Raw genomic sequence first — 14443 nt, 5'->3', positions numbered from 1 at the left:
ATTAGAATCTTTTAAAGAAAAAAATATTATATTAGAGATAATTCGATAAAATGTTTACTAAAATACATGCATTAATTGGATTATCTCTATTTTTTTTTTATTTTTTTATTAAATTTTAATTACATTTGATAAGATTTATATTATAATAGTATAAGTGAAATAGTAGCTTCTTTTCATATATGTTTTCGTAGAAGTAAGAGATTGTATTAGATAATAAATAATAACGATAAAGGCAAGGATAAGATAAATATGAAATTAACTTTTTTTGAAAAATTAGAACAGTATCAAAATAGTTCTAAAGAAGTATATATTAATAATATATATCAGGATGAAAATTTAACATACAAAAATTTAATAGAATATTCGGATAAACTTGCGTTTTATCTAGAAGAAAAACTAGGAGAAGATAAAAATCCTATAGTAGTGTATGGGCATAAACATCCGTTTATGTTAGTGTACTTTTTAGCGTGTGTGAAATCAGGAAGAGCATTTTGCCCAGTAGATATAAACACACCTAAAGACAGAGTGGAAGAAATAGTAGAAACAGTAGAATCAAAACTAGTACTTGTCACGGAAAAAATAGAACTGACTAGAAAAATGCTAGATGTTAAGTCAGCTAAAGAAATAATCTCGAGTACTCAAAATACTATTTCAAAAGAACACTACGTAAAAGATGAAGATTTGTTCTATATTATATTTACATCAGGAAGTACAGGAAAGCCAAAAGGTGTGTGTATTACATACAATAACTTGAATAATTTCTTACATTGGTATACAGGATATTATGATGAAAAAGAAGAACTAGTATTTTTAGGACATCCACCATTCTCATTTGATCTATCGGTAATGTCATTGTGGCCAAGTATTTATTTAGGAGCATCTTTAGTACAAATAGATAAAAAACATCAAGAAAACTTCAAATTAATGTTTGAAGAACTAAATAAATCAAATGCTACAATATGGATTTCAACACCATCATTTATAGAAATGTGTTTTATAGATAAAAACTTCAATCAAAGTTTAATGCCAAAAGTAAAACAATTTGTATTTTGTGGAGAAAAACTATTTAGTACAACAGTAGAAAAAATCCATGAAAACTTTGAAAATGCTCAAGTTATAAATACATATGGACCAACAGAATCTACTGTAATGGTCACATGGGTAGAAATAACAAAAGAAGTGAATAAAAAATACTATGAGAACCTACCGGTTGGAGAAGTGAAATGGGGGACCAAAGTACATTTAGCTGATCCTGATAAAGAAGGTAAAGGTGAGATAGTAATTACAGGAAATACTGTCGCAAAAGGTTATTTCAAAAATGATGCTATAACAAATGAAAAATTTGGCGTAGGAGAAGTAGATGGAAAAGAAGAACGAAGTTATCTTACTGGTGATTTAGGATATTTCAAAGATGGTATGCTGTTTTGTGAAGGACGCATAGACTTCCAAGTAAAACTTCATGGGCATAGAATAGAACTTGAAGATATAGACAACAATCTACTTAAAAACAAAAAAATACGACAAGCGGCGACGGTACCAAGTTATGAAGATGGAAAAGTAAAATCACTAATATCATTTATAGTATATAACGAAGAGATAGAAAAACGCTTCGAAGTAACTAAACAGATAAAACAAGAACTAAAAAAATTAGTACCGGAATATATGATACCTAAAAAAATAGTATTTCTAGAAGAAATGCCACTAAACAATAATGGGAAAATAGATAAGAAAAAGTTAAAGGAGTTAGTATAAAATGAGCTACTTTGAAGGAATAGAATTCTTCTTTTTCTTAGCTATAGCACTAATTATAGGATTTATAATAAACTATTTAGGTAGAAGAATAGAGTATTACATCTTAGCGTTGTCGATTATCTTTGCCGTAGTTATATATGGAAAAAGTACAATAATGATAGTGTACCTAATAGGTTTTATCCTATATGAATACATATTGGTATTAATAGCACAAAAAACAGAAAGTAAAAAATCCTTAAAAATATTAGTGATGTTATCAATATTACCACTAGTAATAAATAAAATATTTGCGATAACGCATTTACATTTATTAGCTTTTATTGGAATATCATATATGTCATTTAAGACAATACAAATTATGATAGAAATATCAGATGGTTTAATAAAAGAAAAAATCAATGCTGTAGAATATGTACAATTCCTATTATTCTTCCCAACAGTAAGCTCGGGTCCGATAGATAGAAGTAGAAGATTCATGAGTGATATAAAAGAAAAGATGCCAAGAGCTGAATACTTAGAACTAGCAGGAGAAGGAATATATAGATTAATATTGGGGTTACTATATAAAGTAGTATTCTCAACACTGAGTTATCATTATCTAGTAGGTTTAACAAACCACGGTGCCTTTATGTATTCGATAAAATACATGTATCTATATACACTTTATCTATTCTTCGACTTTGCAGGATACAGTTTAATGGCAGTAGGAAGTAGTAATATCTTAGGGATAAAAACACCTATGAACTTTGATAAACCATTTTTAAGTATAGACATAAAAGATTTCTGGAATAGATGGCACATAACACTATCAACATGGTTAAGAGACTTCGTATTCTCAAGAGTCTTTATGGAAGCAACAAAGAAGAAAAGATTTAAGAAGAGACTAAATACAGCGATGTATGCTTACATGGTGAATATGGTGCTTATGGGATTCTGGCATGGTCTAACTATAAGTTATATAATATATGGATTCTACCACGGTTTATTAATGGCAGGATTTGAATATTACCAAAAGAAAAGTAAATTTTACAAGAAGAATAAAAATGAAACATGGTATAAAGTTCTTAGTTGGTTCGTAACGATAAATCTAGTAATAATAGGATTATATATCTTTTCAGGAGAACCATATAAACTAATAAGCCATGTATTAAAAAAATAATATAGAGTTAGGAGAACAAGCGTGATAAAAGAACAAGTATTAGAAATGTTAGAAGAAATTTGTGAAGATGAAGTTGTAAGAGAAGATTTAGACATAAATATGAAAGAAGAAGGTCTAATGGACTCATTAGCTTTTGTAGAAATGTTGGTTAAAATTGAAGAAATATTTGGACTAAGTATAGCACCGACTGAAGTAACATACGAAGAAATCGATACACCAAATAAAGTGATTTCTTACATAGAAAATAGGAAGTAACGATGATAAGATTAAAAGCATTTTTAATATCAATACTATTGGTATTAATTACACTTGTAATTTTAAATAAGACGTATATAAAAAAGATAGAAGACTATTATAAAGTAAATGATAATAGTGTTAGATATAGTACTGCTTTTGAGAAATATAAGAGTAAGGATATAATCCTTGAGAATATTACTCCTAAAACATTAGTATTATTAGGTTCATCAGAATTAACTACAACAATAAATGAAGACTATCATCCAAAGAAAATCTTTAACTATGAAGATTTTAACATTATGCAAATAGGAGTAGGTAATTCTCAAAATATTATACATGCAGCAACGATTGGTTCTATAGGAAATGATATAAGAAATAATGAAATTGTCATGATTCAATCAATTCAGTGGTTCGATAATAAAAATGGTATTTTAAAAGATGCATTTTTATCAAGAATTTCTAGTGAGCATGTTTATAACACTATGGCTAATGATAAAATTAGTAAAGAAACGAAAGAAAAATTTATCAATAGAGTAATTGAACTTTCATCAACTAATAAAGTTCTTAATAAGAAATATAGGAGTTATAAAAAATATTTTGTAGAGGAACAAGGGAACTTTATCACAGGGGAATTTTTAAAACTAGATAATTACTTTTACAAATTGAGGAATAAGTATGAGTTTTTCAAAAATAAAGGAAGGGAAAATTATCCCTTAAGTGGTGAAAAAACACCTGATTATAACTGGAAAGAGTTAGATGAAAAGGTAACTGAACAAGCTAAAGAAAGAACTAATAACAACGATTATCAAATTGATAATACTTATTATGATAAGTATATTAAAACAAAATATGATCAATTGAAAAATAGTTCTAAAAATACAAAATATGATGAGTCTAAGGAATATGATGATTTAGATATACTTTTATCAATAGTTAAAGACTTGAATCTAAATATGAAATTCGCTATACTTCCTGCTAATGGTAAGTGGAGTGATTATATAGGAATAGATAGTGAAAAAAGACGGGTTGCGTATAATAACTTGAAAGAAATTGCTAAAAAGAATAATATAGAAGTAATGGATTATTCTAGTAAAGAATATGAGGAATATTATATGTACGATGCAATGCATTTAGGTTGGAGAGGATGGATTGATTTTGAAAGAGATCTTTACAAGCTTAAAAAATAGAATGAATGAAAATCAGAAATTAATGATATGGATATTTTTCTTTTATATTATAATAATGGGAATAATAATATATTCATTTGTCACGGATTTTTCTAATGTTCAAGAATATGTATACAGTGAATTTTAAGGTGAAAATAACGGGTTGTTTTATGCAATCCGTTTTTGTTTTATTTAGCAATTTATAATAAATTTATATTTAAAATGCATATTCTGTTATGATTTATTATGAAAATAATATGTTAAAATTAATTTTTCAGAAAAATTACAGAAAATAACACTCAATTGATTGATTTTATATGAGAAATATTGTAGAATTATAGCTATAATAATAATTTAAAAGGAAAAAATTAATGAATAGAGATGCGTATTTTTATTTAGAGATGAAGGAGCATGAGTTAAAAGTTCCTTATACGGGGAAAAATCGTCGTATTAGAGTTCTTTTGCCAAAAGGGTATGCTCAAGATGAACATAAACATTATCCAGTAGTTTATATGAATGATGGTCAAAATGTTTTTTATAGTGGAGAATCTTTTAGTGGACACTCATGGAAAGTAATTCCGGCGATAAAAAGAAACCCAGATATGCCAAAAATGATAATAGTTGGTATTGATAATGATAATGAAGGAAGAATGAATGAATATGCACCTTGGAAATTCTCAAGTTTACCTATATTAAATTTTGGTTTAACATTAGGTGGATTAGGATCTGAGTATGCAGACTTTTTTGTAAATGTTGTTAAACCATTTATTGATAGTACATATCGTACAAAACCACAGCGTGAATACACAGCGATGATTGGTAGTTCTTTAGGAGCTAATATTTCACAATATATAGGATTAGAACACAAAGATGTAGTAGGATGTCTAGGAGTATTTTCATCAGCAAACTGGTTAAATAAACCTGAATTTGATAGATATATATCAAAACATAAAGTTTCTGATCAGAGAGTATATATTGAAGTAGGAACAAATGAAGGTGATGATACAGATAAACAATTGGCAAATGGTAATTTAAAACAACTATATATAGATGCAAGTTTAGATTACTATAGACAACTAATTGATGCTGGTTTATCAACTAGTGAGCTTAAGTTAAATGTAGTAGCTAATGGTGGACATAGTGAAGAATGTTGGGCTAAATATTTACCGGAATGTTTAAGGTTTATTAGTGAAAACTGGTAAAAGTATTTTATAGAAAATGGAGGTTATTTAATTTGAATATAGAGAATCTAAGTCATTATAGTGGAAATTTAGGAAGAGAAATGGTTCTTAATAGATATGGTCATGCAGGATTGCCGATTGTTGTTTTTCCATCATCTGGGGGAACACACAATGAGTATTATGATTTTGGTATGATACATGCTTGTGAAAGATTTATCAATGAAGGGAAAGTACAATTTTTCACATTATCAAGTGTCGATAGCGAATCATGGCTATGTGATTGGAAAAATGGTCATGATAGAGCATTAGCACATACACAATATGAAAAGTATGTAATTGAAGAAGCCATACCATTTATTAAGCATAAAACAGGTTGGTTTGGTCAAATGATGGCTACAGGTTGTAGTATGGGGGGATATCATTCGTTTAATATCTTCTTACAGCATCCAGATGTATTTGGAAAAGTCATTGCTCTAAGTGGAGTTTATGATGCTAGATTTTTCGTAGGTGAATATGGTAATGATGAGTTAATCTACAGAAATTCACCTAGTGATAATATTTGGAATCAAAATGATGGATGGTTTATAGATCACTATAGAAATGCAGATATTATTGTTTGTACTGGTTTAGGGCCATGGGAACAAGATGGACTGCCATCATTTTACAGTTTAAAAAAAGCATTTGAAGAAAAAAATATTCCAGCATGGTTTGATGTTTGGGGCGATGATGTTGCACACGACTGGCCTTGGTGGAGAATCCAAATGCCATACTTTTTAGATAAATTAAATTTATAATAATAAGAGGAGAAAGTATTTATGAATTATATAGTTATATCACCATATTACCCACACAATTTTCAAAAGTTTTCTATAGAATTAAAGAATCAAGGAATAAATGTACTAGGAATTGGAGAAGAACCGTACGAACAACTTGATCAAAGACTAAAAGAAGCTCTAACTGAATATTTTAGAGTTAATAGCTTAGATGATGCTGATGAAGTTAAACGTGCAGTGGCGTTTTTATATCACAAACATGGTCATATTGATAGAATAGAATCGCAAAATGAGCACTGGATGGAACTTGATGCTGCTTTACGAACTCAGTTTAATGTATTTGGTTTAAAAGAACACGATCTTAAGAAAACAAAACACAAATCAGAGATGAAAAAATACTTTGAAAAAGCTGGAGTTCCTGTTGTACCAGGTTTCTTAGTGAAAAAAGAAGGAGACATCGAAAAAGGTGTAAAAAAATTGAAACTTCCATTAATTGCTAAGCCTGATAATGGAGTAGGAGCTTCTGCAACTTATAAACTTAAAGATAAGAAAGATGTAGAAAACTTTAAAAAAGAATGGGATGGTACTACGCACTACTTCTTAGAACCTTTCGTTGATAATTCTGACATTGTAACTTTTGATGGATTAGTAGATGCTAAAGGAAATATCGTATTTTATACAAGTATTGTTTACTATCACACTCCATTAGATTTACTGAATAACAATACTCTAGATTGGGTATATTACATTGATAAAGATTTAGATCCAAAATTAGTAGAGTATGGTAAAAATTCTGTTAAAGCCTTTGGAATGAAAGAACGTTTCTTCCATATTGAATTCTTTAAAACTAAAGATGATTATATTGCAATAGAGTATAATAACCGTCCAGCAGGAGCGTTTGCTGTAGATGTTTATAACTTTGCACATTCAACAGATTATTTCAGAGTATATGCTGAGGTGGCTAATGGAACATTTAATGGTTTTAATGTTGATGAAAAATATGGGTTAGCTTCAACACGTCGTGATTATAAAGATTATGTACACTCTGATGAAGAAATTAGAGAAAAATATCAAGATAAACTGAAAGCTGTTCTAAGAATGCCAGAAGCCTTTGCTGAACTTCAAGGAAACACAATGTATGTTCTTGTAGCTGATACACTTGAAGAAATGAAAGAAATGGAAAGATTTGTAGGGAAGTTAAAATAGAGTAAAATATATAAAATAGAAATTAACTCGAAGTTGATTTCTATTTTTTTGTAAAACTATTCTATTAATATACATTATTAAGTTTTAAATTACGAAATAACGTGTAATAATACTTGAATTATATTTGGAAGTATGTTAAGCTTTAACTGAAAAAAGTTAAAAAAAGGAGACCAACATGAATATATCTAGGGAACATTTAGAATTATTATCTCAAAATTTTAAAAATATTGATGAAACTACAAAGGAGATAATAAACTTAGAAGCAATATTAACATTGCCAAAAGGAACAGAACACTTTTTAAGTGATATTCACGGAGAATACGAGGCCTTTGATCATATTTTGAGAAATGGCTCAGGTATTATTAAAGAAAAACTTAAAGAAGTGTTTGGAAACAGACTACCTAAAAAAGATTTGAATTTACTGGCTACTATAATCTATTATCCAGATGAAAAATTAAATCTTTTAAGAAAAGAATATGATGTATGTGATTATAAAGAATTTCAAAAAATTATTCTTCTTCGTTTATTAGAAGTAACACAGGTAGCCGCAAGGAAGTACACAAGATCTAAAGTAAGAAAAATCTTGCCGAAAGATTTTAAGTATATTATTGAAGAATTACTTTACAAAATGCAAAGTAGTGATAAAAATGACTACTATGATAGAATTCTTGAAAATATAATTGAATTAGGTGCTGGTGATAAATTCATTATTGAATTATCATTAAGTATTCATAAGTTAATCATAGATCATTTACATATTGTAGGTGATATTTATGATAGAGGTCCGTTTCCAGATAAAATTATGGATAGATTGCTGAATTATCATTCGCTTGATATTCAATGGGGAAATCATGATATGCTATGGATAGGGGCTTATCTTGGAGATAGAATATCATTAGCAAATGTTATAAGAATATGTGCGAGATATGATAATTTGGACATTATTGAAGATAGATACGGAATTCCACTTAGAAATTTATTAAATTTTAGTGAAACACATTATAAAGATGATAATTGTAAAGAGTTTTTACCAAAACTATCTAAAAATGATGAGTTAAAATATAGTGAACATGAAATTATGCAAATAGCAAGAATGCATAAAGCTATGGCGATAATTCAATTTAAACTAGAAAAACAAATTATCGACAAACATCCAGAATTTAAATTACAAAGACGTGCATTACTAGATAAGATAAACTTCAAAAAACAAACAGTAAAGATAAATGGTAAAGAATACCCATTAACTTCATGTTATTTTCCAACGGTTGATGAAAAAAATCCATATCTATTAACTGACGAAGAAGAGAAGATTATTAATAGATTAAAAGAATCATTCATAACAAGTGAAAAATTAAAAAAACATGTTGAATTATTCATTAACAAAGGTGGCATGTATTGTTGCTATAATGGAAACCTTCTGTTACATGGTTGTATGCCAGTTGACGAGAAAGGTAACTTCCAGGAATTTTCTTATGGAGGTCATAAATATTCTGGAAAAAAATTATTAGACTTTTTTGATAAGAAAATTCGTAGTATTTTTTATTGTGATTGTAGAGAAGATAATGGTTTATTCTTCTATCTTTGGCAAGGACAATATTCTCCACTATTTGGGAAATGTGATATGACAACTTTCGAGAGATATTTTATCGAGGATAAGGCTACTCATGAGGAAGTGAAAAATGCTTATTACAAACTTAGAGATAATGAAGAATTTTGCATTAAGTTATTAAATGAGTTTGGTCTAACTAGTGAGGGGCATATAATAAATGGACATACACCAGTTAAAGAAACAAAAGGAGAAAATCCAATAAAAGCTAATGGTAGAACGATTGTTATTGATGGTGGAATGTCTAGAGCATACCATAAAACAACAGGGCACGGTGGATATACTCTAACTTATAACTCTTATGGATTACAGATAATGAGTCACGATATATTCAAAAGTAAAGAAGAATCGATAAAAAATGAGACGGATATTATTTCAACAAAGAGAGTTGTAGATAAACTTTGTCGTAAAAAAGTTGTTGATACTGATAGTGGTGTTAAGATACTTAAACAAATTGAATTGTTAAAAATCTTGTTAGAAGAATATAGACAAGGTATGATTTGTGAGAGATAAGTTAATTAAAAGGAGGTTCTAATCTCCTTTTAATTGTATTTATAAAAATATTAGAAAATATCTAATAAAAAATTTTGGGAGTTTCCTATTTTTAGTGAGGTATATTATGTATTTGATTGGAAATATTAAAAAAATAAAATTTTTTGTTGACAATATAAGTAAATTATATTATACTATTTTTTAGTTAATTGAATATGTACCTCACAAAATAAGTGAGGTAGAGGTTGCGATTTTTATTAGTAGGGTAGTTGAAAGTGTAGGGCTTGATGAGATTACTTGAAAGGAAACGTCGCCGAAATGATATTAATCCTATGTTAATATTGTTGGGCCTATATTGAACTAAGTATAGGACTGTCATAGTCGTGAGGCTATGTTGCGCTACTAATATCTTGTTTTGGAGAGATAATGTGAAGTATAACTCCGTGCAAATATGGTAGAAGTTATGCTTTTTTATTTTATCAAGGAGGTTTTTATTATGACAAACAACAGCAATAACAATAATGCAACAGAAGTAAAAAGAAATTTACGATCACGTCATATTAGTATGATTGCTATCGGTGGATGTATCGGTAGTGGATTATTCATGACAAGTGGTCAAGCAATTCAAAGTGCAGGACCTGGAGGAGCTATAGTAGCTTATCTATGTATTGGACTTATGGTGTACTTCTTAATGACATCATTAGGGGAAATGGCAACATATCTTCCTACATCAGGATCGTTTAGTACATATGCAACACGTTATGTGGATCCATCATTAGGATTTGCTTTAGGATGGAACTATTGGTTTAACTGGGTAATTACAGTAGCAGCTGACGTAGAGTTATCTGCATTAGCAATTAGTTACTGGGAGCCTATGCGAGTACTTCCTCACTGGGCTTGGAGTTTATTATTCCTAGTTATTATTATCGCTTTAAACTCACTTAGTGTTAAAGTTTATGGTGAAAGTGAATACTGGTTCGCACTTATCAAAGTAGTAGTAGTAATCATCTTCCTAGTAGTTGGATGTTTAACTATCTTTGGTATTTTAGGTGGAGAATATATTGGATTCAAAAACTTAACAATTGGTGATGCACCATTTATCGGAGAAGATACTTCATTATCAAGCCAAATCCTTGCTACACTTGGAGTATTCTTAATTGCTGGATATTCATTCCAAGGTACTGAGTTAATCGGTATTACTGCTGGTGAAAGTGAAAATCCTGAGAAAAGTATTCCAAAAGCTGTAAAACAAGTATTCTGGAGAATTTTAATCTTCTACGTACTAGCTATCTTAGTTATTGGATTATTAATTCCTTATACTTCACCAGATTTATTAGGAGCTGCAAGCTCTGAAGAAATTGCTAAATCACCATTTACAATTGTCTTCAAAAATGCAGGATTTGCTTTAGCAGCAAGTGTTATGAATGCAGTAATTTTAACATCAATTTTATCAGCTGGTAACTCAGGAATGTATGCATCAACAAGAATGCTTTATGCGATGAGTAAAGAAAAATTAGCATTCCCAATTTTTGGTCGTGTTACTAAATACGGAACGCCAGTTATTTCGTTAATCGCAACAGCAGCGGTAGTATTCTTTATTTTCTTAATCCAACTTACAAATGCTAATGCATATACTTATATCGTAGCTGCTAGTGGATTAACTGGATTTATCGCTTGGCTAGGTATAGCGCTAAGTCACTATAGATTTAGAAGAGCATATGTTACTCAAGGTAAAGATTTAAATGATCTTAAATATAGAGCTAAATGGTTCCCAGCAGGTCCAATTATCGCTTTAGTATTATGTATCATCGTTATTATTGGACAAGATACAGAACTTATTACTAAAGGTGTGGTAAACTGGAGTGGAATGTTAACAACATATATGGGAGTTCCAATCTTCTTATTCTTCTATCTTTACCACAAAATTAGATATAAAACAAAAGTAATTCCTTTAGATAAAGTTGATTTATCTCAAGATGTAGATACTAAATAATAAAAAAGTTCTAGTTCGTGTTGAACTAGAATTTTTTTATTATAAAGTAAAAAGATACATTATAATTTTATTGTCGAGAATATCTATCAATTGAATTGCTAATATAGTTTTTAATAGCTAATTAAGTAAATTATGAAAATACTTTAAAATTGTAATATTTTTAGTTAAATCACGGGAAATTTTCCTTAATTTGTGGTATTATAAAGGGTAGATTAAATTTTGATAAAGGAGGAATTTCTGTGAATCTTGAATATCCATATAGTTATGAAAATGTAGAAGATATGGCGAGTAAATATTTATCAGAAGAGCAAATAAAAATAATAAGAAAAGCTTATGAATTTGCAAAAGTTGCTCATGAAGGACAATTTAGAAAATCAGGGGAACCATACATATTACACCCAGTTCAAGTTGCAGGAATTTTAACTGAGCTTAAATTAGATTATGCAACAATTTGTGCAGGATTTTTACATGATGTTGTGGAAGATACTAAGTATACATTTGATGATATTAAAGAAACATTTGGTGAAGATATAGCTGTAATAGTTGATGGTGTTACAAAATTAGATAAAGTAAAATTCCGCTCTAAAAAACAATCACAAGCAGAAAATCATAGAAAACTATTTGTATCTATAGCAAAGGACTTGCGTGTAATTTTCGTTAAGTTAGCAGATAGGCTACATAATATGAGAACTATGAAATATATGAGAGAGGAAAAACAACGTGAAATTTCTAGTGAGACACTTGAAATTTATGCGCCTTTAGCTCATAGATTAGGGATTAGTGCGGTGAAATGGGAACTAGAAGATACTTCACTTAGATATTTACATCCATCTCAATATTTCTCAATAGTAGGAATGATGAAACAGAAAAGAAGTGCTAGGGAAGAAAGCATAAAAGATGCATGTTCAAGTATTACCTCGATTTTAGCTGAAAACAACATTAAAGCCCAAGTTACTGGTAGACCAAAACATATTTATAGTATTTATAAAAAAATGGTTAAACAAAATAAAACTTTTGACCAAATTTATGATCTATTAGCTGTTCGTGTGTTAGTTGATAGTGTGGCTGATTGTTATGCTACTTTGGGGTTGGTAAATAATCTTTGGGTTCCTATTCCAGGAAGAATCAAGGACTATATTGCTATGCCAAAACCTAATATGTACCAATCACTACATACTACGGTAATTGCTCCGGATGGCCAAACCTTAGAAGTTCAAATTAGAACTTATGAAATGCATGAAATTGCTGAAAAAGGGATTGCTGCACACTGGGCATATAAAGAAGGTAAGAAAGTAAATAAAAATAATAACTTTTATGAAAAATTAAATTGGTTCCAAAAAATCGCTGAAAATGACGAAACTGAAGCAACAGCAGAAAGCTTTATGGAATCATTAAAAGTAGATTTATTAAGTGATAAAATCTATGTATTCACACCAAATAGTGATATTATAGAATTACCAAAAGGATCATGTATTGTGGACTTTGCCTATGCGATTCACTCGGAAGTAGGTAATAAAATGGTAGGGGCAACAGTAAATGATAAAATAGAACCATTTGATTATGTATTATCTACTGGTGAAATTTGTGATATTCGTACTAGTAAAAATTCTACAGGGCCAAAACGCTCTTGGTTAGAAATAGCTACATCATCACAAACTAAATCAAAAATTAAAGCATTCTTCAAAAAAGCTGCTCGTGAAGAAAATTTAGTTAAAGGTGAAATATTATTAAAAGATGAGATTAAAGCAAATAACTTTGATATTGATGAAGTGTTAACAGATGAAAATATTGCAGTTGCACTTAATAAATATAAATTTGCTAATCTTGAAGAAATGTATGTTGCTATTGGTTATGGTGGAATTACGGCTAATAAAGTATTTGCTAGATTGACTGAGAAAATTAGAAAAGAAAAGATGACTCAAGAAAAAATTGAGAAACTTTTCAATGCAGAAGAAACTAAAAAAATAGTGACTGAAACAGGTGTTTATGTAAAAGGTGTTGATAATATTCTTGTTAGATTATCAAAATGTTGTCAGCCTATACCTGGAGATGAGATAGTTGGATTTATTACCAAAGGACGTGGGGTTACTGTTCACAGACATAACTGTCCTAATTTAACAGAAGAGGACAAAGCTAGACTACTTGAAGTTGAATGGGTTGAAAGCTTAAACGCTCGTCGTTATAGTGTTACATTACAAATACATGCTTTTGATAGAGATTTATTACTACAAAATGTACTATTAACATTGAGTGAGAGTAGAGTAGAAATTAAAAAATTAAATTCTGAATCTAAAGTTGATAAAACGTGTGTAATAACTATTGGAATATATGTGAAAAATGTTAGTGAATGTGAATTTATGATTAAAAAACTTAGACAGATTCCAGATGTTTATAGTGTAGAAAGAATAGTTAAATAGGTGAAAATATGAAAATTGTATTGCAGAAGGTTAAAAAAGCTAGCGTTAGTGTAGACAATAAAATTGTGGGAAGTATTGATAAAGGATACTGTCTTCTAGTAGGAGTACATAAGGAGTCTACTGAAGAAGATGCAAAGTATTTAGCTAAAAAAATTTCACAAGCTCGTTTATTTGAAGATGAAAATGATAAAATTAACCTAAGTCTAAAAGATGTAGGTGGAAGTATATTATCAGTTTCACAATTTACTTTATATGCAGATACTAAGAAAGGTAATAGACCTAGTTTTACCAGTGCTGCAGGTGCAGAAAAAGCTAATGAGTTATATGAAAAATTTAATGAATATCTAAGAGAAGAAGGTGTAAAGGTAGAGACTGGAATTTTCCAAACAATGATGGAAGTGAATATTGTTAATGATGGTCCAGTAACTATTGTTTACGAAAAACTATCAGCAGGAAATTAA

General features: G+C 29.3%; 11 protein-coding genes and 1 riboswitch. All 11 genes read left to right on the top strand.

The annotated features are described in order from the left end of the window. Positions 1–249 precede the first annotated feature (249 nt). The 11 genes from dltA to dtd all read left to right on the top strand — a co-directional run bounded on the left by dltA (position 250) and on the right by dtd (position 14443). Positions 250–1752, top strand: coding sequence for a D-alanine--poly(phosphoribitol) ligase subunit DltA (gene dltA / locus PNO30_RS07830; protein ID WP_271987858.1), 1503 nt, complete (start codon positions 250–252; stop codon positions 1750–1752). 1 nt (position 1753) lies between these two features. Further along, positions 1754–2911, top strand: coding sequence for a D-alanyl-lipoteichoic acid biosynthesis protein DltB (gene dltB, locus PNO30_RS07825; protein WP_271987855.1), 1158 nt, complete (start codon positions 1754–1756; stop codon positions 2909–2911). Positions 2912–2932: 21 nt separating this feature from the next. Further along, on the top strand, positions 2933–3166 hold the full coding sequence (dltC, locus tag PNO30_RS07820; protein WP_003145008.1) for a D-alanine--poly(phosphoribitol) ligase subunit DltC: 234 nt from the start codon (positions 2933–2935) through the stop codon (positions 3164–3166). Between the two features lie 2 nt (positions 3167–3168). After that, entirely contained in the window at positions 3169–4335 is a 1167-nt protein-coding gene (gene dltD, locus PNO30_RS07815; RefSeq protein WP_271987852.1) for a D-alanyl-lipoteichoic acid biosynthesis protein DltD, read from the top strand. 350 nt (positions 4336–4685) lie between these two features. Beyond that, entirely contained in the window at positions 4686–5516 is an 831-nt protein-coding gene (locus tag PNO30_RS07810) for an alpha/beta hydrolase (RefSeq protein ID WP_271987850.1), read from the top strand. A 32-nt stretch (positions 5517–5548) separates the two neighbouring features. After that, positions 5549–6289 (top strand): esterase family protein, encoded by a 741-nt coding sequence (locus PNO30_RS07805; RefSeq protein WP_048803431.1) that lies wholly within the window; start codon positions 5549–5551, stop codon positions 6287–6289. A 21-nt stretch (positions 6290–6310) separates the two neighbouring features. Continuing rightward, positions 6311–7474: an ATP-grasp domain-containing protein gene (locus tag PNO30_RS07800; RefSeq protein ID WP_271987846.1), complete on the top strand. Its 1164-nt coding sequence runs from the start codon at positions 6311–6313 to the stop codon at positions 7472–7474. Between the two features lie 175 nt (positions 7475–7649). Next, on the top strand, positions 7650–9593 hold the full coding sequence (locus tag PNO30_RS07795) for a fructose-1,6-bisphosphatase (protein WP_271987843.1): 1944 nt from the start codon (positions 7650–7652) through the stop codon (positions 9591–9593). 210 nt (positions 9594–9803) lie between these two features. Next, positions 9804–9982: riboswitch (Lysine riboswitch) on the top strand. A gap of 86 nt (positions 9983–10068) precedes the next feature. Further along, complete coding sequence (locus PNO30_RS07790; protein WP_271965043.1) at positions 10069–11565, top strand: amino acid permease; 1497 nt, start codon at positions 10069–10071, stop codon at positions 11563–11565. Between the two features lie 239 nt (positions 11566–11804). Beyond that, positions 11805–13982 carry a RelA/SpoT family protein gene (locus PNO30_RS07785; protein WP_271987841.1) on the top strand — a complete coding sequence of 726 codons (2178 nt, stop codon included), beginning with the start codon at positions 11805–11807 and terminating at the stop codon, positions 13980–13982. 8 nt (positions 13983–13990) lie between these two features. After that, complete coding sequence (gene dtd, locus PNO30_RS07780; RefSeq protein ID WP_271965045.1) at positions 13991–14443, top strand: D-aminoacyl-tRNA deacylase; 453 nt, start codon at positions 13991–13993, stop codon at positions 14441–14443.

Source organism: Gemella haemolysans, from assembly GCF_028308085.1.
GTDB classification, from domain to species: Bacteria; Bacillota; Bacilli; order Staphylococcales; family Gemellaceae; genus Gemella; species Gemella haemolysans_D.
Note: the sequence above shows the minus strand (reverse complement) of the source record. Positions and strands in the feature narration are given on the sequence as shown.

What these genes read in the sequence shown, in the direction of transcription:
- dltA (WP_271987858.1), top strand. Translation starts at nt 250, where the DNA reads ATGAAATTAACTTTTTTTGAAAAATTAGAACAGTATCAAAATAGTTCT.
- dltB (WP_271987855.1), top strand. Translation starts at nt 1,754, where the DNA reads ATGAGCTACTTTGAAGGAATAGAATTCTTCTTTTTCTTAGCTATAGCA.
- dltD (WP_271987852.1), top strand. Translation starts at nt 3,169, where the DNA reads ATGATAAGATTAAAAGCATTTTTAATATCAATACTATTGGTATTAATT.
- PNO30_RS07810 (WP_271987850.1), top strand. Translation starts at nt 4,686, where the DNA reads ATGAATAGAGATGCGTATTTTTATTTAGAGATGAAGGAGCATGAGTTA.
- PNO30_RS07800 (WP_271987846.1), top strand. Translation starts at nt 6,311, where the DNA reads ATGAATTATATAGTTATATCACCATATTACCCACACAATTTTCAAAAG.
- PNO30_RS07795 (WP_271987843.1), top strand. Translation starts at nt 7,650, where the DNA reads ATGAATATATCTAGGGAACATTTAGAATTATTATCTCAAAATTTTAAA.
- PNO30_RS07790 (WP_271965043.1), top strand. Translation starts at nt 10,069, where the DNA reads ATGACAAACAACAGCAATAACAATAATGCAACAGAAGTAAAAAGAAAT.
- dtd (WP_271965045.1), top strand. Translation starts at nt 13,991, where the DNA reads ATGAAAATTGTATTGCAGAAGGTTAAAAAAGCTAGCGTTAGTGTAGAC.